Origin of the sequence: Shewanella sp. H8 (assembly GCF_040285065.1) — a bacterium.
GTDB classification, from domain to species: Bacteria; Pseudomonadota; Gammaproteobacteria; order Enterobacterales; family Shewanellaceae; genus Shewanella; species Shewanella polaris.
In genome coordinates, this window is sequence record NZ_CP157213.1 from 532474 (window position 1) to 554765 (window position 22292).

18 protein-coding genes are annotated in these 22292 nt (G+C 42.4%); 7 read left to right on the forward strand and 11 right to left on the reverse strand.

What is annotated here, in order from left to right:
* Positions 1-56: 56 nt before the first annotated feature.
* From ABIS04_RS02320 to ABIS04_RS02335, 4 genes are all read right to left on the reverse strand, one after another.
* A complete protein-coding gene (locus tag ABIS04_RS02320) occupies positions 57-1514 on the reverse strand; it encodes a HAMP domain-containing sensor histidine kinase (RefSeq protein WP_350432469.1) in 1458 nt (485 codons plus the stop codon).
* On the reverse strand, positions 1514-2248 hold the full coding sequence (locus ABIS04_RS02325) for a response regulator transcription factor (protein ID WP_137223307.1): 735 nt from the start codon (positions 2246-2248) through the stop codon (positions 1514-1516). Before ABIS04_RS02325 ends, ABIS04_RS02320 begins: the two co-directional genes overlap by 1 nt.
* 110 nt (positions 2249-2358) lie before the next feature.
* Complete coding sequence (locus ABIS04_RS02330) at positions 2359-3078, reverse strand: spondin domain-containing protein (RefSeq protein ID WP_350432470.1); 720 nt, start codon at positions 3076-3078, stop codon at positions 2359-2361.
* Positions 3079-3089: 11 nt separating this feature from the next.
* Complete coding sequence (locus ABIS04_RS02335; RefSeq protein WP_350432471.1) at positions 3090-3791, reverse strand: spondin domain-containing protein; 702 nt, start codon at positions 3789-3791, stop codon at positions 3090-3092.
* A 141-nt stretch (positions 3792-3932) separates the two neighbouring features.
* On the opposite strand from ABIS04_RS02335, the gene ABIS04_RS02340 reads away from it, so the two are divergent.
* Together ABIS04_RS02340 and ABIS04_RS02345 are read left to right on the forward strand one after the other, a co-directional pair.
* Positions 3933-4490: a GNAT family N-acetyltransferase gene (locus ABIS04_RS02340; RefSeq protein ID WP_350432472.1), complete on the forward strand. Its 558-nt coding sequence runs from the start codon at positions 3933-3935 to the stop codon at positions 4488-4490.
* A 38-nt stretch (positions 4491-4528) separates the two neighbouring features.
* Entirely contained in the window at positions 4529-5869 is a 1341-nt protein-coding gene (locus ABIS04_RS02345; RefSeq protein WP_350432473.1) for an FAD-binding oxidoreductase, read from the forward strand.
* Between the two features lie 34 nt (positions 5870-5903).
* Here ABIS04_RS02345 and nhaC read toward each other — a convergent pair whose 3' ends face one another.
* From nhaC to purH, 4 genes are all read right to left on the reverse strand, one after another.
* The gene (nhaC, locus tag ABIS04_RS02350) at positions 5904-7388 is read right to left on the reverse strand and encodes a Na+/H+ antiporter NhaC (protein WP_350432474.1); all 1485 of its coding nucleotides are present in this window, start codon (positions 7386-7388) and stop codon (positions 5904-5906) included.
* A gap of 457 nt (positions 7389-7845) precedes the next feature.
* Positions 7846-8064 (reverse strand): hypothetical protein, encoded by a 219-nt coding sequence (locus ABIS04_RS02355; protein ID WP_137223295.1) that lies wholly within the window; start codon positions 8062-8064, stop codon positions 7846-7848.
* Between the two features lie 249 nt (positions 8065-8313).
* The gene (gene purD / locus ABIS04_RS02360; protein ID WP_350432475.1) at positions 8314-9615 is read right to left on the reverse strand and encodes a phosphoribosylamine--glycine ligase; all 1302 of its coding nucleotides are present in this window, start codon (positions 9613-9615) and stop codon (positions 8314-8316) included.
* 133 nt (positions 9616-9748) lie between these two features.
* Positions 9749-11338, reverse strand: a complete 1590-nt coding sequence (gene purH / locus ABIS04_RS02365; RefSeq protein WP_137223291.1) for a bifunctional phosphoribosylaminoimidazolecarboxamide formyltransferase/IMP cyclohydrolase — start codon at positions 11336-11338, stop codon at positions 9749-9751.
* Between the two features lie 328 nt (positions 11339-11666).
* Between purH and zntR the strand changes: the two genes are divergently transcribed.
* Together zntR and ABIS04_RS02375 are read left to right on the forward strand one after the other, a co-directional pair.
* Positions 11667-12128 (forward strand): Zn(2+)-responsive transcriptional regulator, encoded by a 462-nt coding sequence (gene zntR, locus ABIS04_RS02370; protein WP_140233207.1) that lies wholly within the window; start codon positions 11667-11669, stop codon positions 12126-12128.
* Between the two features lie 2 nt (positions 12129-12130).
* Positions 12131-13585, forward strand: coding sequence for a permease (locus ABIS04_RS02375; RefSeq protein WP_350432476.1), 1455 nt, complete (start codon positions 12131-12133; stop codon positions 13583-13585).
* A 122-nt stretch (positions 13586-13707) separates the two neighbouring features.
* Here ABIS04_RS02375 and ABIS04_RS02380 read toward each other — a convergent pair whose 3' ends face one another.
* On the reverse strand, positions 13708-14514 hold the full coding sequence (locus tag ABIS04_RS02380; protein WP_350432477.1) for a S1/P1 nuclease: 807 nt from the start codon (positions 14512-14514) through the stop codon (positions 13708-13710).
* Positions 14515-14798: 284 nt separating this feature from the next.
* Between ABIS04_RS02380 and ABIS04_RS02385 the strand changes: the two genes are divergently transcribed.
* The gene (locus tag ABIS04_RS02385) at positions 14799-17972 is read left to right on the forward strand and encodes a TonB-dependent receptor (RefSeq protein WP_140233210.1); all 3174 of its coding nucleotides are present in this window, start codon (positions 14799-14801) and stop codon (positions 17970-17972) included.
* 132 nt (positions 17973-18104) lie between these two features.
* Here ABIS04_RS02385 and ABIS04_RS02390 read toward each other — a convergent pair whose 3' ends face one another.
* Positions 18105-18227 (reverse strand): hypothetical protein, encoded by a 123-nt coding sequence (locus ABIS04_RS02390; protein WP_276611788.1) that lies wholly within the window; start codon positions 18225-18227, stop codon positions 18105-18107.
* Positions 18228-18496: 269 nt separating this feature from the next.
* Entirely contained in the window at positions 18497-19435 is a 939-nt protein-coding gene (locus ABIS04_RS02395; RefSeq protein WP_350432478.1) for a LysR family transcriptional regulator, read from the reverse strand.
* Positions 19436-19531: 96 nt separating this feature from the next.
* Here ABIS04_RS02395 and ABIS04_RS02400 point away from each other — a divergent pair, with 96 nt between their 5' ends.
* Positions 19532-20626, forward strand: a complete 1095-nt coding sequence (locus tag ABIS04_RS02400) for an HlyD family secretion protein (protein WP_350432479.1) — start codon at positions 19532-19534, stop codon at positions 20624-20626.
* A 2-nt stretch (positions 20627-20628) separates the two neighbouring features.
* Positions 20629-22260 (forward strand): DHA2 family efflux MFS transporter permease subunit, encoded by a 1632-nt coding sequence (locus ABIS04_RS02405; protein ID WP_350432480.1) that lies wholly within the window; start codon positions 20629-20631, stop codon positions 22258-22260.
* The last annotated feature ends 32 nt before the right edge of the window (positions 22261-22292 follow it).

The window sequence follows — 22292 nt, forward strand, 5'->3', positions numbered from 1 at the left end:
CAGTACTACTGAGGTCATGAATCAAATCGCTGATCATTTGCGATTCAAAAATGAGATTAACTCTGCGTTACAAGCTCTATCTTAAATTCACTTCCTACGCCCGGTTGGCTGTCTATTTCAATTCTGCATTTCAATAAGCCTAATAACTGCCTGACGATGGCGAGTCCGACGCCGAGTTGTGGCAGACTTTGATTAGTCTCAAACGACAGTGTCGTCATCGATAATTGTTTCAGGGCGTCAACTTCATGCTTGTGCATGCCTGCGCCGGTGTCGCGCACGGTTAACCATTGTTGACCATTGTGTTGTGCGTTGATGATTTGAATCTTGCCACCGGCGGGGGTGTAGCGCAGGGCGTTATCGACCAAGTTGTTCAGTATGCGGCGCATTAGTGCGGGGTCGGTATAGATTTGGCTGGCATGATTGATGTCGAAATCTAATTGAACCCCGAGCTTTTTTGCTCGAGGAGTAAAGGTTTGTTCAATATCGCTAAGCAGTTCGCTTAGGTTGACTTGTTGCAGTTGTGCATCGATTTGACCATTTTCTAGGGCGGCCAATTCTAATAACTGTGCCAGTAGCTGTTGTAAGGTTTGGCCTGAGTTTGCAGCATATTGGATTAGCGCCTCGTCCCGTTCGTGCTTGGGTAATATCAACCAAGTATCGATATAACCTAACAATGCGGTAAGTGGGGTTTTTAAGTCATGTGATAAATGCAGTAAAAAGTCGTGTTTGGCCTGTTGTTGGCGTTTCACTTGCTGTTGCTGCAATTGGATTTCTTGCAATAAATGATTGATATGATGGCTGAGCTGGCTTATTTCTAAGCTGCCACGATAGCGCTGGGGGAGCATCAGTTTGTCTGACATCGGGGTGTTTTTAAGTTCGGTTAAGTCTTGAGCGAGCTTTTGGATTGGGCGGGTAAAATAGCGCAATAAAATCACAAATAGCACTAAAGCAAAAATGATCCAAAAACCGATTGTAGCGCCCCAGATTTTAAGTTGGTTTTCGGCATTAATAAGTGCCTGCCAGCTGTCGTAATCTTCACCGCCAATAATCACATATAAATAACCGCTATGAAGCCCGTCTTCGGTGATGAGTTTACTGGCGGAAAAAATCTTGTGGGTATCTTCGCTGCGCGGATCTGTGCCAAGCACTGGCAGGCTGTCGCCATTTAAAAACTGTTGAATAATTGTAGTATCGACTCGGTGAGTTTTAATTTTTTCTTCTTTGGCGTCATAGGCAATCACTTTACCATCTGGGTCTAAGGTATAAATTTCAAAGCTTGGCCCTAACAACATAAAGTCGTGAAAGGCTTCTTTAAGCGCGGCGTCTGACGTGATCCCTTGCGATAATAAAGGGTTGATGTGTGCCATATGTTCAGCAAGTTGTAGGTGCAGTGATTGCTGAATTTGATTACGGCTGAATTCATGGTTAAGTTGCAACCATTGCCATAACGCTACAAACAGTAATAACACGATTATTGTTGATGCTAAAAACAACCGATTAAATAAGCGATTCATTAGTGGGCTTGCACCTCTGGTGGTGAAAATTTGTAGCCTACGCCCCACACGGTTTTGACAAGATCATGTTCAGGTGAGCACAAAGAAAGCTTGTTACGCAAACGGTTGATGTGACTGTTTACTGTGTGCTCATAGCCGTCGTAGTGATAACCCCATACTGCTTCTAACAGTTGCATGCGGCTAAAGACTTGTTGCGGGTGCTTGGCTAAAAATAGCAGTAAATCAAACTCGCGGGCGGTGAGGGTTAACGCTTTATTAAACGCGGTAACTTCACGGGTACTGGAGTTAATGGTTACGCTGTTAAATTCAATTTGTTGGGTTTGTTCATGTTGGGCTTTTCCGCGTCTTAATAGTGCTTTTACTCGTGCGCGCAGTTCTAATACGCTAAAGGGTTTGACGAGATAATCATCTGCCCCAGCTTCAAGACCTAGTACCACATCTGCTTCTGAATCTTTGGCGGTTAATAGCATCAGCGGGACTTCCTTACCGTCTTGGCGTAGTTGCTCACACAGCATAATGCCATCACCATCGGGGAGCATGCGGTCCATTAATATGAGGTCGAGCCTTTTATGCTCGATTATGTGCATGGCTTGCTTCAAGGTGGTGGCGTGGTCGACGCTGTAGTTGAGTGCTTTGAGGTTAAGTATGATTAACTTAGCCAAGTCTTGTTCGTCTTCGACTAGCAAAATATGTTGCGGACAAACATGGCCATTATGTTTCGCGGTTCCATTCATGGTGACTTCCTCAAAGCAAATCCAGTAATTGCATTAATACTTAGACCCGCTTTGAGGAGAATAAATTTCAATCGGGTTGAAATTCATTCAGTCGACACGACCGATTAAGATTATTCAGTACGCATAATAGTGACAGCTAACACCGGGTTATCAAAACGGTGCGACGCACCCAGTACTGAATCGGCTAAGCCGTCGTACATTGAAATAACACCAGGATGAATATGCACAAAGTCGACATCATCACGGCTGGCGTTAAAACCTTCGCCGCCATCAGCAGGTCCTGGCATAGTGCCTTTGGCTTCGCTGTTGGCTTCGGTGCCAGCATCATAAGCCATAAACTTCATCGCGGTTGTTGCATCCACTTCCATTCCGGCAATGGTGTAACTGTTAATACCGGTAAAGGCATCGTTAGTGTTAACCAACATGGTGGCTAAACTGATGCTAGCTACGTCGGCTTCATCTAAGCTCAGAGTCAGCGTTTCTGACATACCAGGCATTAATAAACCTGTGCCGTTAATGCTACTTTCGATCACGCTTAGTGCAGCTATGTCGGTAGTATCACCACCTTCAGCCAGTTTCTCGAGTGCTTCGCTGGCCATTTCACCGGCGTTCCATAACATGGCATCACTAGCATGAGAGGCTAAGATAACCGGCGACATTGGTTGGTTAGCCGTCAGGTTAGTCACGGTCACCGTGAAAGTTTGCATCACTGGAGCTGGCGGTATAACAACAGCATTATCATCATCGTCATCACCACAGGCAGTAAGTAGTGTTGCAGCAGCCAGCATGGCAATTAAGCTGGGCTTAAGTGTAAAGTCAGTGCGTTTCATGGGCTACCTCCTTATTTTACTGTCACCACAACTTTGGCTACAGGGTTCAACCAGCGATGAACGCGACTGTCTAAATCACTCATTCCACCAGCAGGGTCCATGTCACCTAAAACGCCAGGGTGAGTGTGTACATTACTATTGTCAGAATTATCCATCACGCCAGTGCCATTAGCTCCACCGTCACCACCAGGGGCTGCCGGAATACCCGGTACGCCTGACATTCCGCCGCCATTAATGATTTCATCATTGGCTTCTGTGCCAGCATCATAAGCATTGACGTACATAGTGTACGTGCCCGCTTCAGTAGGGATTTTCCAACCATCTAGCCCCATAAAAGCATCGTTAGTGGGTAACACCATAGCTACGATAGATAAATGGGTGTTGTCGCCAGTATCAAGCATTACGCCACTAACATTTGCACCTGCGGCAAGTAACCCCGTTGCAGGATTTGCTGATGTGACGCCTGCATTGCCGGTTACCGCAGCATCTAAGTCGGCAATGTCGCCGCCTTCAGCCATTTTTTGTAAGGCTGCGGATGCTTCAGTTCCGACTTGAAATAGGTGGCTGTCAGCGTCGTGGGCTGCGATCAAAATAGGGGTAAAGTGATTTCCGTGAGTTAAATTGGTCACACTGACTTCAATATCAGCGGCTAAGGTTGGTAGGCTGAATAATCCAGCAGCCATAAGACTTGCAGTCACTAGTGTACGTTTCATAACCGAGCTCCTTTGTTTAATTGCAGCCAGTATGCACAAGTGATCTCACCTACTTATCGCCAAATTATCACAAAAGGTTAACATCGTTAACTTGACTATAATAACGTGTGATAAAGTGAGTTCAAACCAACAAAAATAACAATGATTATGATTAGACAACTGACTCCCGCTGACTTTGATGCGGTAATCACACTCGGTGAAATTGTCCATGGTAGTGGTTATATGGACACCGCGGAACTCACCGCGATTTATCACAAAGGCATTAAAAATGGCATTAATGCCAATTTTGTTGCGCTTGAAAATGAACAACTTATTGGTTTTCGGTTAACGTATGCCGCAGGTCAATGGCCACAAGATCAATGGTGTACTGTTGATAAGTGGTACGTGAAATTTGAAGATGTGTGTTATTTCAAATCAAACACCATTGCAGAATCTGCCCGTGGTCAAGGGCTTGGTGGGGAGCTATTAGCCGCCTCTAAAGCTGCGGTTATTGCTCAAGGGGCTAAAGCGGGGGTCAGCCATTTATGGCAGCAAAGTCCTAATAATGCTGCGGTGCGTTACTTTACTAAGGCGGGAGGGAAATTGATTGCTCAACACCCACAACGCTGGCATCAACGTTATATGGGTGATGATTACATTTGCGTAATATGCGATGAAGACTGCCATTGCGTTGCCTGTGAAATGCTACTGTTATTTTAATGTCTGCTCTCTAAATCAATAATAACAAGAAGATGAATATGTACGATCCGCTGATTAACACTCATCCTAATAATCAAACGTTTGCCCCTAGCTATTGGGCAAGCACTCAAGTCTTACCCACACCAACAGCAGCCTTGTCTGGCCGCCAACAAACCGATGTCGCCATTGTGGGTGGTGGCTTCACCGGCCTGTTAACTGCCTATTATTTGGCAACCGAATTCAATATCGATTGTCATGTGCTAGAGGCCAACCAAGTCGGTTTTGGTGCCAGCGCCCGTAATGCCGGTTTTGTGTTAAAAGGTTCGGGTCGTTTAGGGTACGCCGCCATGACTCAGCGTTGGGACTTAGCAACGACCAAGGGTATATACGATGAATTCACTCAAGCGGTAGCTAGAGTTGATGGGCTGATAAAACAATACAATATTGATTGTGAACCGCAAGAAGCGGGTTACTTGAAGGTAGCGCATAATTCTAAAGCATTAGTTACGCTGCAAAATGCTGCTAACTACATTCAACAAAATTTAGCCGATAGCCAAGACTCAGATGCCGAGTTTATCTCAAGCCAAGATTTTCGGGCTCAGTATTTAGATCATCATCAGGCCTATGGCGCGCTGCGTTTAAAAGACGGTTTTGGTCTCAATCCGCTTAAATTACTACTGGGTTATAAGTCGATGGTACAAAACCAAGGCGTGACTATTTCTGAGCAATCTTGCGTATTAGATTGGATTGAAGAGGGCGGCAAGCATCGTTTGATTACCGAAAGTGGTGAGCTGATTGCCAATAAAGTGATTATGGCGGGTAATGCTTATACCCCTAAACGGTTTAATCAGCGTATAGACGATAAATTTTTGCCTATATTAAGCAATGTGATTGTAACCGAGCCGCTTACCGCTCAAGAGCTTGCAGAGGCCGGTTTACATACTCATCAAGTGACCATGGACACCCGTATTTTAAAATACTATTACCGTTTATTACCTGACAATCGTTTATTGTTTGGTGGCCGTGGTGCGGTGTGGGGCAAAGATGCTGCTAATCCCGTTTATGGCGAGCGCTTAAAAATGGCATTAAATAAGTGCTTTCCAAGCTTAACCAATAAAGCGATTGCTTATAATTGGACGGGTTGGATTGCTGCTGCAATGGATGATATGCCCCATGTGTATAGCAAAGATGGTGTAGGGTACAGTTTAGGATATTGTGGTGCAGGAGTGTCTTTTAGTAGCCAAGCTGCGTATCGCTTAGCGCAAAGTATTGCGGGGGAAACATTACCCAATTTACCTTTGTATCAACAACCTTTGCCTAAGTTCCCCTTCACCCAAGCAAGACGGCTTGGGCAATGGGGTTATTATCATTATGGTTGGTTGAAAGATCGTTTTGGTTAACCGCCCATTTCTAGGTTAATAGGCGGCTTCTTAGTTAACCTATTACTTCACCAGTGCTTATTTTAGTTTCGTCTAATGGCTCAATTTTGAAATTGAAATAAGCATAAGATGCACTAATAAACGGACACACTAAGTTAAAGAAGGCGTAGGGCAGGTAAGCGACAGTCGCAACCCCAAGTGTACTGGCCATAAAGGCACCACAGGTATTCCATGGCACTAGCGGACTGGTTACGGTTGCTGAGTCTTCTAGTGAACGGCTTAAATTAACCGCCGCCAATTTACGGCGAGTGTATTCCACTTTTAACATTCGACCTGGCAGTACAATGGCTATGTATTGGTCCGCAGTAATGATGTTAGCGCCAATACACACCCCAAGGGTGGTAATAATCAAGCTAGCGGAACCCGTTACTACGGTGAGAATACTTTCTAAAATACGATTCAATAATCCAGTGACTTCCATTACGCCACCAAATGCCATAGCACACAGAATTAACCACACTGTCGTGACCATGCTGCTCATGCCACCACGGCTTAATAAATTATCTAATACCTCATCGCCTGTGTTAGCGACATAGCCGTCAAACATGGCTATCCATAAACCTTTTACTAACGCCACAATCGGCACTAGCGTGTCGTCGTGTACAAAGGCTATCACGTTATCAAACTGAAACAATGCCGCGCACACCGCACCAGCTAAGGTACCTAATATGACCGTTGGAAATGCTGGCATTTTGCGGTTAGCTAAATACAACACCACTAATAACGGGATCAATAAATGTATTCCTGGGCTATAGGTCTTATCCAATAAAGCCAAGGTATCTGCGAGTTGGTTTTCTATCGGGGCAGCCTCTGCTGTAAGGCCTAAAAAAGTAAAACCAATCAGGGCAATGATAATGCTGGGTACTGTGGTCCATGTCATGTGGCGGATATGGCTAAAAATGTCTGTACCCGCAACAGCAGGGGCAAGGTTTGTGGTGTCTGACATTGGTGACATTTTATCACCAAAATACGCGCCACTGATGATGGCACCAGCAGTAATATTGACATCTAATCCCATTGCAGACGAAATACCCACTAAGGCAATACCTAAGGTACCTGCAACGGTCCACGAGCTACCAATACTCAGTGCAACCACCGCACACAATAAACAGCAGGCAGTATAAAAGTAGTCTGGGTTAAGGATTTGCATACCATAATAAATCATCGTCGGAACTGTACCGGCTAAAATCCACGTACCAATGAGCGAACCTACGCTGAATAGAATCAATAAAGCACCGGTCGCAACACCAATACTTTTGACGATACCCCGTTCCATTTGATTCCAGCTATAACCATTTTTATAACCGATGATCATGGCAATACATGCCGCTAACACTAATGCGATTTGATTGGCGCCTGATGAGCTGTCTGAAGAAAACAGATAAACCGCTGCCGCGAGCATAAGAATAAGTGCAAAAACGGGGATTAGTGCATCAAGCAAGCTGGGTTGCTTGTGCTCAGAGGTTGTCGTTTGAGACATGAAAGGTCCTTTATTATCATTATTATTGACCAATATCGATAAAGCGATTTGGTGTTAGTTGTTATTAATTAATTGTTGTTGATTTCAAATCAGGTCTAGAGATGAAGTAAATATTTGAAAGTGAGAATGGTTCACTGTCGAATATCTCTACCTGAGATTTTTTGTTTATAAGTTGATAACTTATTTGTAACAGACACACATCCTGACATAAAAAGATGTGATAAGTCGAACATTGTTAGCTTTGAGGGGAGAACTTTTGAAAGGATATTGTGACTATTATGGAACTGTGTGATTAGTTAGTTATTTCTATTGGTTATATATGCGTAAGAAGCTAGATCGTATGAATAAGTTTGAAAAAACACGGTTGAGGATATCCGCTGTAACCAGAGATATCCTCATTAAAAGGGGCGACTTTTTTAGCATTTATAGGTCAATATTACTTAATACGCCGTAACAATTATTTATTTAAATGTTTCAAGATGGCTTTTTCTGCATCAGCTTTAGTGGCTTTACCTTTAGGGATATCAACTTTTTCTAAGGCTTTATGGCCTGTCATATCTTCTGCAATATTTAACCAATCAGTATGCCAATAGAAAGAGTTGCCATTGGCGGTGTGCCAATTATGAAGCCCTGATTTTTCGCCTTGATAAATCAGGTCGCTGTTATTAAATCTCATTAAATCCTCCAATAATCATTTCGATTATGTTATCTAAAGTACAGGAGTTCGAAGCATTAAAACTAACCAAACTCCTTTCTAATTATTAGATTGCTCTTTGATGTGTGTTATTTTTGTGATCTAAATCATAGAAGTTGTTAATTATAGCTAAGGTAAACTGTAATTAATCTTTGATACATATATAGATTGTAAAAAACCTGTGATGTTGCCATCACAGGTTTTTAGCGAACTAAATTAACTATTAGGTTATTAGCTTTTAGTTTGCTCGCGTGCAATGGCGCGATAGGCAATATCAGTACGAAAATACACATCATCCCAATGAATGGTATCTACTAATGCGTAAGCCGACTTTTGCGCTTCGGTCACCGTGTTACCTAATGCGGTAGCACATAATACTCGGCCGCCATTAGTAACAACATGGCCGTCTTTAATACTAGTACCAGCATGGAACACTTTACCGTTGGAATTGCCAAGAGTTAAGCCGTCAATGACATCACCTTTGTGATAAGCATCTGGATAACCGCCAGCGGCTAACACAACGCCTACCGCTGCACGCGAGTCAAACTCTGCAGTTACTTTGTCTAATTCACCACGAGTTGCGGCTAAACAAAGTTCTACAATATCAGACTGCAAGCGCATCATAATCGGTTGAGTTTCTGGGTCGCCAAAGCGGCAGTTGTATTCAAGCACTTTCGCGCTACCGTCTGGTGAAATCATTAAACCTGCGTATAAGAAGCCGGTATAAACGTTACCTTCAGCTGCCATGCCATCTACCGTTGGACGGATAACATTAGCGATAGTCCAATCGTGTACCGCTTGAGTCACAACGGGTGCAGGAGAATAGGCTCCCATGCCGCCAGTGTTAGGGCCATAGTCGCCATTATCGCGGGCTTTATGGTCTTGGCTGGTGGCCATAGCAAGAATATTCTTACCGTCTACCATGACAATAAAGCTGGCTTCTTCACCCTTCAAGAATTCTTCAATTACCACACGTGAACCGGCATCACCAAACTTATTGCCTGCTAGCATATCGTCAATGGCTGCATCGGCTTCTGCTTGGTCCGCAGCGATGATGACACCTTTACCCGCAGCTAAACCGTCGGCTTTAATTACAACCGGAAAGCCTGTTTTGTTTGTGAGTTCGGTAACGTACGCTTTAGCTGGAACGATGTCGGTGAAGTTTGAATATTCAGCTGTTGGAATATGATGACGAGCCAAAAAGTCTTTAGTAAAAGCTTTTGAAGACTCAAGCTGTGCCGCGCCTTTGGTTGGGCCAAAAATGGCTAAACCAGCTGCATTAAAAGCATCAACTAGGCCTAGCGATAATGGTACTTCTGGGCCGACAATAGTAATCGCGATGGCATTATCTTTGGCAAAGGCGACAAGTGCGTCAATTTGCTCGACATCAATTGCAACGTTTTCTAACTTAGGTTCTAAAGACGTACCAGCATTACCGGGTGCAACAAACACTTTTTCAACTTGAGCGGACTGAGCCGCTTTCCAAGCTAGAGCATGTTCACGACCGCCACCACCAATTATAAGTACCTGCATCTTTAATCCTTTTATAGCTATGCTCTAATTCGTTAAACAAAATTTAAAAAGTATCGCTTGTTATCTATGTTTGCAAAAGCATTTAGCAAAAACATGATTGATAAGCGATACCTATATTTGATATTAGCGTTTATTAGTGGCGGAAGTGACGCATGCCAGTAAACACCATGGCCATACCGTGCTCGTCTGCTGCGGCGATGATTTCTTCATCGCGGATTGAACCACCCGGTTGGATGATACAACTAATACCCGCTGCTGCAGCTGCGTCAATACCATCACGGAATGGGAAAAACGCATCTGATGCCATTACTGAGTTTTCAACCACTAAGCCTTCATCGGCAGCTTTAATGCCCGCAATCTTAGCAGAATAAACGCGGCTCATTTGGCCTGCGCCGACACCAATGGTCATACCATCTTTGGCGTAAACAATGGCGTTAGATTTAACAAACTTAGCCACTTTCCAGCAGAACATTAAGTCTTTTAATTGTTCAGCGGTTGGTTGACGCTTCGATACCACTTTAACGTCGGTTAAACTCACCATACCTTGATCGCGGTCTTGTACTAACAAACCACCGTTAACGCGTTTGTAGTCAAGTGAAGTTGTTTTAGTGTTCCATTCACCACATTCTAATAAACGCACGTTAGCTTTTGCTGCAATGATATCGCGTGCGGCTTGGCTGACTTTAGGGGCAATGATGACTTCAACAAACTGACGGTCAACAATCGCTTGTGCCGTTTGAGCATCTAACTCTTGGTTAAAGGCGATGATGCCACCAAATGCTGATGTTGGGTCAGTTTTAAATGCGCGGTCATAAGCTTCTAACAAGTTAGCGCCTAATGCCACACCACAAGGGTTGGCATGCTTAACAATAACGCAGGCTGGGCCTTCGAATTCTTTTACACATTCAAGAGCTGAATCGGTATCGGCGATATTGTTGTAAGACAAAGCCTTACCTTGTAGCTGAATAGCACTGGCAACAGAGGCTTCATCAATTTGCGTGTCGACGTAAAATGCCGCTTTTTGATGACTGTTTTCACCGTAACGTAAGTCTTGTTTTTTTACAAACTGACTATTGAAAGTACGTGGAAATGTTGAATCATCATGACATTCGTCAGTGCTGTGTGCAGGAACCATGGTGCCAAAATAATTAGCAATCATACCGTCATATGCAGCGGTGTGTTCAAAGGCTGCAATGGCTAAGTCAAAACGTGTTGCGAGTGTAGTGCTGCCGTTGTTGGCTTGCATCTCTGTGATGACGCGGCTGTAGTCTTTAGCATTAACCACAATTGTGGTGTCTTTGTGGTTTTTAGCTGTAGAACGAACCATGGTAGGGCCGCCAATGTCGATGTTCTCGACTGCATCCGCTAAAGTGCAACCTGGTTTTGCTACAGTTTCAGCAAATGGGTATAGGTTAACCGCAACCAAATCGATTGGGTTAATGGCATTTTGTTCCATGACGATTTCGTCAATACCGCGACGGGCTAAAATGCCGCCGTGGATTTTTGGATGTAGGGTTTTAACACGACCATCCATAATTTCTGGATGACCAGTGTAGTCAGAAACCTCAATTACCGGGATGTTATTGTCTGCAAGTAATTTTGCAGTACCGCCCGTAGATAGGAGTTCAACACCTTGTGCATGCAGCGCTTGTGCAAATTCAAGGATTCCAGTTTTATCTGATACGCTTAATAGCGCGCGACGAATTGGTCTGACATTATTCATGTAGGTACAGGGTCCACTAGTTAGATTTTAAGGATCTTTCGTAAAACAGAGTCATCAAAAATCCGCTTTACCAAAGTCCCTCATGGTGTGTTTTGATTGTTTAACACCTTCTAGACTGATTGCATTGTGATTCTGGCGGGCGTATTTTATCGTAAACCGCTTCTATTGGGTGTTTTTTCTGTGTGATTTCACAATATTGAAATAAGAACAAAGATACATAAAGATAATCGTTGAACAACCCTTGACCTTGGATGTAACTCTAAGGTTTATACTTATGTATAATTTGGAGTACCTAATGCTAAAATTTATCTCTATCTGAGGTTGAAATATGTACCGAATAGGTGAACTGTCTGCCTTGTACGACATTAAGGCTGACACATTACGGTTTTACGAAAAGCACGGTTTGCTGTCGCCATCAAGCCGATCTGATGCCGGATATCGATTGTATAACCACAGCGATTCTGAACGACTTAAATTTATATTACGTGCCAAGGCTGTCGGTTTTTCACTTAACGATATTACCGAGTTATTGTCTATTGAAGTTGATAGGTCTAACCGTGCCTGCGCTGAAGTAAAAGGTGTAGTCGATACCAAGCTTGAGCAAGTAGAAGCCAAATTAGCTGAGTTGCAACATTTTGCGACTTCGCTGAAAAGTTTATCGAATACCTGTTGTGGCGGCCCTGATAGTGCTGAGCATTGCTCAATACTCGAAGCGTTAGAGTCGTCAGATAAGCATATTATTGCCAAAAAAGAACATCATCATTTTGCCTCATCAGGTCATAAGGACTAATTATGTTATTGACCAATTTTATGCACTTATTTTTAGAATCCGCACCATGGTTATTACTGGGTTTGGTGCTAGCTGGGTTGCTTAAAGTGTTTGTGCCTATGGCATGGATGCAAAAGCAACTTGGTGGGCATGGAATGAAAACCGTAGTGAAAGCTGCATTATTAGGCGCACCTTTACCTTTATGCTCGTGTGGCGTTATTCCAGCCGCAGTAGGTTTGCGTCGCGCTGGAGCTTCAAAAGCGGCAACGACTTCGTTTTTAGTGTCGACACCAGAAACGGGAGTTGATTCAATTACTGTGTCGTATGTATTACTTGGACCTTTTATGGCCATAGTGCGACCTATTGCAGCTATTACCAGTGCCATAGTAGCGGGTTTATTGGTGGGGCGTGATGACGATGATGGTATTCCTGCGTCAACATCTGTTAAAGCACAAACGGCAAATGATTCAACAACGAGTGCCAAACCGGTTTCATCATGCTGTGGGTCCAAATCAACTACTAGCTCTGATAGCGGCTCTGAAATAAAATCAACATGTAAAACAGCCACTAGCAACATGCAAAATGCTAGCGTAAAAATGACTGCGATTAAACCAGAAGCAGTTAAGCATGAATCGGTGTTGAGCCCAATGGCGCCAGCGAGTTCGCTAACTGGCAATGTTTTAGAAGCGAAACAGAGTAGCTGTTGTAGCAGCAAAGCAACTGATAAACCTATTGAATCTACACCTTCAGCGTGTTGCAGTAGCAAAACCGACTCACAAGCTGAAGTGGCACCCACAAGTAGCTGTTGTGCCGCTAAAGTGGTAAGCCATGCACCGAGCGAAAGTAATGACGAAGCCAGTTGCTGCGCTTCAACTCAAGATTTGGCAACAGAACTGAAGCACAACAGCGTGTTTAGTCGAGTATTATCTGGCTTACATTATGCAGCCACCGATTTGGTTAGAGACACAACGTTGTGGTTATTAGTGGGACTATTTTTTGCTGCACTAGTACAAACGTATGTGCCAACTGACTTTTTGGTTAAATGGGGCGATGGTATTTTGGCGATGTTAGTGATGGTATTAGTGTCGATTCCTATGTATATCTGCGCTACTGCCTCAACGCCTATTGCTGCTGGTTTGCTATTAGCAGGTGTGTCGCCTGGTGCGGTATTAGTCTTTATGATGGCAGGGCCCGCGACCAATATTGCCACCTTAGGCGTGGTAACTAAAGAATTAGGTAAACGCGCATTGTATGGCTATTTAGGGGGCGTGATTGGGGTGTCACTGGTGTTTGGTGTGTTGGTCAATTACTTAGTCGACACGTTTGGTTTTGAAGTCATGCCGCAAATAGGTGAAGAACATGCTTTATTGCCAGCTGGTGTAGTGGCCGTTTCTGGCATCGTGCTTGCTGTGTTAATGGCCAAAGTCTTGTGGGACATGATCCCAAAAGGTAATAAAGAAAAAAGTTGTTGCTCATAATGAATGAGTCAAAATAGATTAACCAATATGTGCTCACCAACAAAAAAGCCAGTGATAAACCTCACTGGCTTTTTTGTTGAGTTATTATTCTCTAACGATAATATAGCCTTACCAAACCTTGTCTAGCCAAAAATCGCGTTAAGTTTTTCTGCTAATCTGATGCCTGCCTGCTGTAAACGTTGTTCGATAATCGGCGTATTAATAAATACATAGTGAAAACGTAAGTCATCTTCGCCTTGATAATTCTTTTCTAATTGGTAGGTATTTTCTCTTAGTTGTTTAGACTCATCAGCCCATTGAAAATAGCTTTTCCCTACCCACAAAATGCGTTGTTTATCTGTAATGCGGTTTAAAAAATGGCTGTATTCTGTGTAACTTAATTGTTGCTGTTCAATTAGTTTGCTGTCCCACACAGTATGTAGATTAGTGTCATCACCAAACCATTTGATTTTTATTGTATTTCCACCTTTATCATGGCTGTGGCCAACATGAAGAGGTTGGTGAATATCACCAACAAAGTGGACGTAAAATGCTAATGCTTGCCACTTATCTTGCTGACTTGCTTTAGGGTTTTTTAATACTTTTTCAAAACGCTGCAAACTTTCGATGATATCGCCATCAGGATTGCGTTTGACGCTTTGCCAAGTCTCGTCGTCTTCAATTGAAATATAATGCCATGGCGCGGCACGATCCCAAGTCTTATCGGAGCGAATTTCATCTGCCCAAGTCGATATCTGCGCTAAGCTTTCGCCATCAGTTAGTTGGTTTATTCTCTGTTGGGCTTTTGGGATTAAATTGTCTTGAGCGATTTGGCCCACAATTCTATGGCCTAATTGACCAAATGCTTCAGCTGGAGTGCTGAGTGTTAGGCTGATAAATACACTGCCAGCAAGCAGTAACATGTTATTCAGTAAAACAGACGATTTCATAAAACTTCCCAATTCATTGTTGTTTCAAGGCAAAAGCTGCGTCTTTAATGTGCCAGCTTACAAAATGATTTTTGTTCCGTGACACAGACTTAAGTCGCGACTATATAGCAACTATATGACATTTATGTGTTACTCCAAGGTTGTTTTACTGTTACTTACTTCGTTTAAAAATGACATTAAAATGCAACATATTCTCTCTAAGCTTCGCCCTGAAGTTTTTGCTCTATTGATTTACTAAGCCCGATAAAAGGGTAACTAAACACTAAAATATTCAGGGGTCTGAAATGTTGTTTAATCATAAGATGAGTCGTCTCGCGCTAGCGACATGTTTTGCTATGGGAATTGCTTTACCAGCAATGGCGGCTGATACCGCATCTGATATCCGAGGTCATATTGTTGGGCCTGCGGGCAATGCCGTTACCGATGCAAAAATTACTATTATCCACCAACCAACAGGCACAGTTACTGAAGTGCCAGTAAGTGCTTCGGGTCAATTTACCGCTCGAGGATTACGTGTTGGCGGTCCTTACATTATTAAAGTCGACTCTGATGCATTTGCAGATACCGAGGAGGGTAATGTATACCTTGGATTGGGCGAAACATTCCGTTTTAACCGGACGCTAGAAAATGTGACCAATATGGAACGTGTTGGCGTCGTTGGCAGTGCAATTTTTCACCGCAGCGCTGGCGGTAACAGTGATTTTGGTGAGCAAGATATCGCTAACGCGCCTGGTATTAACCGTGATTTAAAAGATGTGTTGCGCCAAAACCCAATGGCGGTTGTGGGTACAGATGGTATTTCAATGAGCGTGGCGGGCATGAACCCACGGTTTAACACTTTTGTTGTAGATGGTATTTCTCAAAACGATGATTTTGGACTTAATTCAAATGGCTATCCAACTCAGCGTTCACCTATTTCTATTGATGCAGTAGAGAGTGTTGCGCTTAATGTATCACCTTATTCTGCTCGCAGTGGTGGTTTTACCGGTGCACAAATTAATGCGGTAACTAAGTCGGGTACCAATGATTTATCCGGTACCGTTTTTTGGGAAACTACCAATGACAGCATGGCGGGTGATGGTAAAGATCAAGACACTGGCGAATCATTAACCCAAGATTTTGAAGAAACCACATTTGGCGGAACAGTTGGCTTTCCTTTAATTAAAGATACGTTATTTTTCTTTGGTTCATATGAGAATTTTGATGCGCCAAAGTCGGCAGAATGGGGACCACAAGGCGGCGGTTTTGCCAATGAGTCAGATATAACGTCAGAAGAACTTACTCAGGTTCAACAAATCGCTCAGTCTGTTTATGGTCTTGAAAGCATTGGCGGTTATACCACCTCACCACAAGAAAAAGATGAAAAGATCTTAGCTAAAATAGATTGGAACATTAATGACCAACATCGTGCCAGTTTTACTTACCAATCGACCATAGGTAATTTAACTAACAACATGTCATCGAGTGATTCGTCATTAAAATTATCAAGTACTTGGTATGACAAAGAAGAAACCTTAGAGACTTACGCAGCAAATTTATACAGCGATTGGACTGACGATTTTAGTACAGAAATCAAAATTGCTTACAAAGATACGACCACTAAATCGAAAACAATTGATGATTTAGGCATTGGTATGGTGACAGTGCAAACCTACGAAGATTCAGGTGACAACATAATTTTTGGCACCGATAGATCTCGCCAAGCAAATGAATTAAATAATCAAAATCTTGAGCTACGTTTTGTAGGTGACTACTATTTAGGTGACCATGATATTGGCTTTGGTGTGCAATATAATAGCGTTGAAGTATTTAACTTGTTTGCTCAAGATGTACTAGGTACTTGGGAGTTTGATTCTATTGACGACTTTGAAAATGGCGCGGTAGGTGATTTTAATTATCAAAATGCCATTTCTGCTAATGTGAATGATTTAAGTGCTAGTTATAACATGGACACTTTAGCGTTGTTTGTTGAAGATTCATGGGATATTACTGAAGATTTAGAGCTTACGTTCGGCATGCGTTATGAAACAATTAGTATGTCTGACGCACCTACGTTAAATGATAATTTTGTTAGTCGATATGGATTTTCTAACAACGAAACCTTAGATGGCCAAGATATTTGGTTACCGCGTGTGGGACTTAAATATTTATTAAGCGATGATGTGACCTTATACGGTGGTGTGGGTCGATACAGTGGTGGTTCTCCGTCAGTATGGATTTCAAATAGTTTTTCAAATGATGGCAATAGCTTATTAAGTTATAACGAAGGTTGGAATGACACTTGGGGAACGCCTGATTTTGCTAATGTTCCAACTGAGGCTCAAACGGGTTTAGTGGGTGGTGATGGTAACGTCAATGCTATTGATCCTAACTTTGAATTACCTTCTGATTGGCGTGCAAGTATTGGTTTTGACAGTACGTGGGATTTAGGTGCCTTAGGTGATGATTGGTTTGTAGGCGGTGAATTTTTATATATCCAAAAAGAAAATGACTTAGCGTGGGTTGACTTAGCCCGTCGCGAAGTCAATGTTGATGGTACTGGGCGTGTTGTGTATGAAACATGGGACCCATTAGCTAATAATGGTGCTGGCGGTAATACTGAACGTTATGACCTAATGTTAACCAATGCTGAAGATGATGGTTCAAGTAAAACATTGAGCTTCTCTATTGCTAAAGAGTGGGATATGGGCCTTAGCATGCGTGCTGGTTATGCTTATAACTCAGTTAAAGAAGGCAACCAAGGTTCATCTTCTACAGCAACATCTAACTACCAATATACTCCAGTGCAATACGATCGTAATGGCACAACCATGGGAACTGGGTATTATGAAACACCACATCGTTTCACGTTCAGCTTAGGTTATGACGTGGAATTTGTAGCAGGTTACAACTCAAGCTTTAATTTATTCTATGAGGCGAGAGAAGGTAGTCCAGTAACATGGGCACTAGGTTCATATCGTGATGGTAATTTAGGTGACCAAAGCTATTTTTCTAGTTCATCATATTACTTACCTTATATTCCAACAGGGGCTGATGATGCCAATGTCGAGTATGCTGGTGGATTGACTTATGAGGAATTTAAAGCGGCCATTGATGAAATTGGTTTAAGTGAATATGCAGGAAGTATTGCTCCCAAAGGTACTGACAACCAACCATGGATCCACCAGTTGGACTTCCGTTTTACTCAAGAATTACCAGGGTTTACTGATGAGCATAAAGGTATTTTATACTTTGATATCAAAAATGTGCTTAACCTAGTGAATGATGATTGGGGCGTGGTTGAATACCAAAGCTACAATACGGCTAAATTGGTTGATCATGACTATAATGCTGATACTGGTGTTTATACATATTCAGTACCCTATGGTCAAGATGGTATCGAAACCAGTAATCACAACACTTATGATATCAATCAGTCTGCTTGGCAACTTAAAGTAGGTGTGAAGTACAAGTTTTAATATTGGTTAATTAATCACTGTTGAATGGTGTACGAACAAAAATACCGAGCAAATGCTCGGTATTTTTATGTTGCTATAATGTGTAAATGAAGCTTTTTATAAATAAATATCTTTATAAAAACTATTTATGAACTACTTGATATTACTAGCAATATTTTCAGGAACATGTTTAGCGTGCTTGGCTGCACGTTTCTCTTTTAAAGACATTGCCGGTTTCTTCTTCGCTTCTTTTGAATTATTACGTTCTTTGCTCATTTGTATGACTCCTAGTATGCATAATGCGTAACTAACTTAATGAAATTCTTGTTATCAGTACCAAATGTGCTTATTAATCACTCACCTGATACTCACTTAGAATTTGAACAATTTATTGAACCAAACTTATCATTGATATTGCGAATACTGGGGTGAAATAACCTATCCAGAAGATGAACATTGATCACCCGACACATTTGATAATAGCACCTAGTTAGTTAAAAATATCTATATATCCTATAGATTATTTTATGCTTAAAAACGTTTTTTTAATTATGAGATTTGCGAGTTACAAAATCTGGAACCTCAAGCACTCCTTCATTCCAACGATCAAACAATGCAGCATATAAAAACTCTACAAAAACGCGGTATTTTCTAGGTAAATATACTCGTTGAGGAAAACTCAATGTTACTTTAGTTTGCATCATTGGGAAGTCTTCCAAAATTGGCACTAGTTGTTGATTAGCTATGGCTTCTTGTGCAATAAAAACGGGTACGGCCGTAATGCCTAATCCTTCACTAGCGGCTTCTCTGGCAAAAGTGACATTATTGACTTTAAGCTGTGCGGGCGGATCAAGGTCAAGCCAATGAGTTCCATCAAAAATACGCCAACCGCCATCAATATGGGCGGATTGTAATTTTATTGCTGTGTGGTGTATTAAATCTTGTGGAACCAATGGCGTGCCATGTTTCTGTAGGTAATTCGGGCTTGCCATCAATACTCGACTGGCCGTAACAAGTGAATAACTTTGCAACCTTGAGTCTTGTTGCTCAGTAATTTGAAACAGAAAATCGACCCCTTCTTCAATTACATCTACCTTTCGATTTGTCAGTTCAGCATCAATGGTAATGTTGGGGTAAGCCGCCAGAAACCGAGCAAAAATACGACCTAAAAATAATTGGCCTAACTCGATAGGACAAATCACTTTTAAATTGCCTTTAATGTCTTGTTGGCTAGCACTGAGAAGATCTTGAGCATTTTGTAAATCTTGCAAAATTTTATTGATGCGATGGTAATAACTCGACCCAGCTTCAGTGAGCTTTAACGCCCTTGTCGTTCTAAACAACAACTGTACACCTGCATCGGCTTCTAAGTCTGCCACCTTACGGCTTACCGTCGCTTTGGTTATCCCAAGTGCTTTAGCTGCACCAGTAAAGCTGCCTTGCTCTACAACTTGCGAGAATATTTGAACACGATTGAGATCCATATTGTTACACCTGTGGAACAGTAGGTTGAATTTTTACTATCTAATAAAATAGAGGAAACAGTAGTAAACTAGAGCAGAATAAATTAGGAGTCAAACATGTCTATCAATAAGCGGTTAGTGTTAGTACCAAGTATTATTTTAGCGTTAGTTGTTGCAGGCGTTTATTGGTGGTCACAAGTTCGTTATATCGAGTCAACGGATAACGCCTATGTCGAGACAGACATTTCTAACATTAGTGTCAAAGTACCAGGCTATATTGTGCAGTCTACTGTGGTTGATAATCAGCATGTCAATGCAGGTGAATTATTAGCACAGCTGGAAGACAGCCAGTTTGTCACCAAGCTAGCACAAAGCCAAGCGGTGCTAGCCAGCTCGAAAGCTAACTTACAAACTCTGGCAGCTAAAGTTGATTTGCAACAAGCATTAATTAACCAAGCTAAGGCAGCTGTTGTGGCATCTCAGTCTGAACAATTAATTGCCAAACAGCAACTTGCTCGTTCACAAAAACTAAAAGCCAGTAATTACAGCTCGCAAAATGATGTTGATCAACTGCAAGCCAACTTTGACTCGGCTTCTGCTCATGTAGACGAAGCGCAAGCTGCACTTGTGGCGAAGCAGCGTGAATTGTCGGTATTTAATGCCCAGTTGTTGGAAGTTCATGCTGATGTTGATCAAGCCCAAGCCAGTGTAGAGCTGGCTAATATTCAGTTAGCTGATACACGTATTACGGCACCATTTTCCGGCATTATTGGTAAACGTGGTGCCTTAGTGGGCCAATATGTACAGCCAGGACAAGCCCTGTTCAGTTTAGTACCAGACTCACAAGTGTGGATAACGGCTAACTTTAAAGAAACTCAAATAGAGCATATGCAACCTGGTCAACATGTGAAAGTCAGTTTAGATGCTTATCCTGATGATGTTTTTAATGGTTTTATTGACAGTTTAGCACCTGCGTCAGGTTCTAAATTTAGTTTGTTACCCACTGAGAATGCTACCGGTAATTTCACTAAAATTGTTCAGCGTATTCCGGTCCGTATTCGTCTTGAGCGCGATCAACCATTATCAACTGTTGGGCGTATTTTGCCTGGATTAAGTGCCGTGGTTAAAGTTGATACTGAATCTGCGACCCAATCACACGTACTAGCTAAGTCATCAGTTGGCCTGCAAGCACCTGTGACAGCAGGACACTAAATATGAGCCAGTCAGCTGCAGAGGTAAATACTTCTGAAGTTCATCCTAATAATACCTTAGATAACAAACCGACAGGTTATCAGCGGGGAAGTTTTCGATCTTGGGTAGCGGTTATTGGTGGATTAATTGGTGCGTTTATGGCTATTTTGGATATTCAAATCACCAACGCGTCGATGAAAGAGATTCAGGGCAGCTTGGGGGCGACGCTAGAAGAAAGTAGTTGGATTGCCACGGCTTATTTAGTGGCTGAAATGATCGCTATCCCGCTCTCAGGTTGGTTGAGTACAGGATTATCTACTCGTCGTTATTTACTGTGGACCACAGCAGCTTTTATTGTCGCATCGGTATTATGTTCAATGTCCTGGAACCTTGAATCGATGATCGCTTTTCGGGCTTTGCAAGGGTTCTTTGGCGGGGCATTAATTCCATTGGCATTTAGACTGATCCTTGAGTTTTTACCTGACAATAAGCGCGCCATGGGGATGGCGTTGTTTGGGGTGACGGCCACATTTGCACCGTCTATTGGCCCAACATTAGGAGGCTGGCTTACCGAACAATTTAGCTGGCATTATTTATTCTACATCAATGTTCCGCCAGGTTTATTAGTGATGGCGATGTTGGCTTATGGTTTAGAGCGCCAATCGATTATTTGGGATAAGTTAAGAGATGCCGATTACTCTGGCATTGTCACCATGGCATTGGGCATGGGCTGTTTAGAAGTCGTGTTAGAAGAGGGCAATCGTAAGGATTGGTTTGGGTCTGATCTTATTCGCAATCTCGCCATAATTGCCGCGATTAATATCAGTTTATTTATTTGGATCCAGTTACGTAAAGCGCAGCCATTAGTGAATATCCGTTTGCTTGCTCAGCGCGACTTTGCGTTGTCCACAGTGGCTTACTTTTTATTGGGTATGGCTCTATTTGGTGCTATTTACATGATCCCACTGTACTTATCCCAAATTCATGATTATACCCCGTTAGAAATTGGTAAGGTGATTATGTGGATGGGATTTCCACAATTATTGGTATTGCCCTTTGTGCCAAAGTTAATGCAAAAATTTGATCCGCGCTATCTTGCAGCGCTTGGTTTTGCGTTATTTGCGACGAGCTATTATATGAATAGCCATATGACTATTGATTACGCGGGTGATCAAATGATTGCGTCGCAAATTGTGCGTGCTTTAGGACAACCGTTTATTTTGGTTCCTATTGGTATTTTAGCAACTATGCACCTTAAACCGCACGAAAATGCCTCTGCTTCGACGGTATTAAATGTCATGCGTAACTTAGGAGGGGCGTTTGGTATTGCTATGGTGGCAACCCTTACAGACAACTTGGCTCGGGGACATTTGGCACATATTAAAGAAACGTTGCCCGCCGTTAGCGCACAAGCCTATAACTATATAGAGCATACCAGTTCCCTATTGCAAATTGCGGGTTCTGATGCAGTCAGTGCTAATTCTCAAGCTTATGCCTTGCTTGCTAAAAATATGTCACAGCAAGCGTATATTCAAGCCTACAATGATGTATTTTTTATCATGGCGTGTTTTCTTTTTACTGCTGTCATCGCGGTTTTATTTATCCGAAAATCACCTGAAAAAAGCCCATCTGATGAACTAAATGAAGTGGATTAATCATGTTAATATGCCCTAAGTCTGGGAGATAT

What these genes read in the sequence shown, in the direction of transcription:
- ABIS04_RS02335 (WP_350432471.1), bottom strand. Translation starts at nt 3,791, where the DNA reads ATGAAACGTACACTAGTGACTGCAAGTCTTATGGCTGCTGGATTATTC.
- zntR (WP_140233207.1), top strand. Translation starts at nt 11,667, where the DNA reads ATGTACCGAATAGGTGAACTGTCTGCCTTGTACGACATTAAGGCTGAC.
- ABIS04_RS02405 (WP_350432480.1), top strand. Translation starts at nt 20,629, where the DNA reads ATGAGCCAGTCAGCTGCAGAGGTAAATACTTCTGAAGTTCATCCTAAT.
- ABIS04_RS02340 (WP_350432472.1), top strand. Translation starts at nt 3,933, where the DNA reads ATGATTATGATTAGACAACTGACTCCCGCTGACTTTGATGCGGTAATC.
- ABIS04_RS02390 (WP_276611788.1), bottom strand. Translation starts at nt 18,227, where the DNA reads ATGAGCAAAGAACGTAATAATTCAAAAGAAGCGAAGAAGAAACCGGCA.
- nhaC (WP_350432474.1), bottom strand. Translation starts at nt 7,388, where the DNA reads ATGTCTCAAACGACAACCTCTGAGCACAAGCAACCCAGCTTGCTTGAT.
- purD (WP_350432475.1), bottom strand. Translation starts at nt 9,615, where the DNA reads ATGCAGGTACTTATAATTGGTGGTGGCGGTCGTGAACATGCTCTAGCT.
- ABIS04_RS02325 (WP_137223307.1), bottom strand. Translation starts at nt 2,248, where the DNA reads ATGAATGGAACCGCGAAACATAATGGCCATGTTTGTCCGCAACATATT.
- ABIS04_RS02380 (WP_350432477.1), bottom strand. Translation starts at nt 14,514, where the DNA reads ATGAAATCGTCTGTTTTACTGAATAACATGTTACTGCTTGCTGGCAGT.
- ABIS04_RS02395 (WP_350432478.1), bottom strand. Translation starts at nt 19,435, where the DNA reads ATGGATCTCAATCGTGTTCAAATATTCTCGCAAGTTGTAGAGCAAGGC.
- ABIS04_RS02320 (WP_350432469.1), bottom strand. Translation starts at nt 1,514, where the DNA reads ATGAATCGCTTATTTAATCGGTTGTTTTTAGCATCAACAATAATCGTG.
- purH (WP_137223291.1), bottom strand. Translation starts at nt 11,338, where the DNA reads ATGAATAATGTCAGACCAATTCGTCGCGCGCTATTAAGCGTATCAGAT.
- ABIS04_RS02330 (WP_350432470.1), bottom strand. Translation starts at nt 3,078, where the DNA reads ATGAAACGCACTGACTTTACACTTAAGCCCAGCTTAATTGCCATGCTG.
- ABIS04_RS02345 (WP_350432473.1), top strand. Translation starts at nt 4,529, where the DNA reads ATGTACGATCCGCTGATTAACACTCATCCTAATAATCAAACGTTTGCC.
- ABIS04_RS02355 (WP_137223295.1), bottom strand. Translation starts at nt 8,064, where the DNA reads ATGAGATTTAATAACAGCGACCTGATTTATCAAGGCGAAAAATCAGGG.
- ABIS04_RS02400 (WP_350432479.1), top strand. Translation starts at nt 19,532, where the DNA reads ATGTCTATCAATAAGCGGTTAGTGTTAGTACCAAGTATTATTTTAGCG.
- ABIS04_RS02385 (WP_140233210.1), top strand. Translation starts at nt 14,799, where the DNA reads ATGTTGTTTAATCATAAGATGAGTCGTCTCGCGCTAGCGACATGTTTT.
- ABIS04_RS02375 (WP_350432476.1), top strand. Translation starts at nt 12,131, where the DNA reads ATGTTATTGACCAATTTTATGCACTTATTTTTAGAATCCGCACCATGG.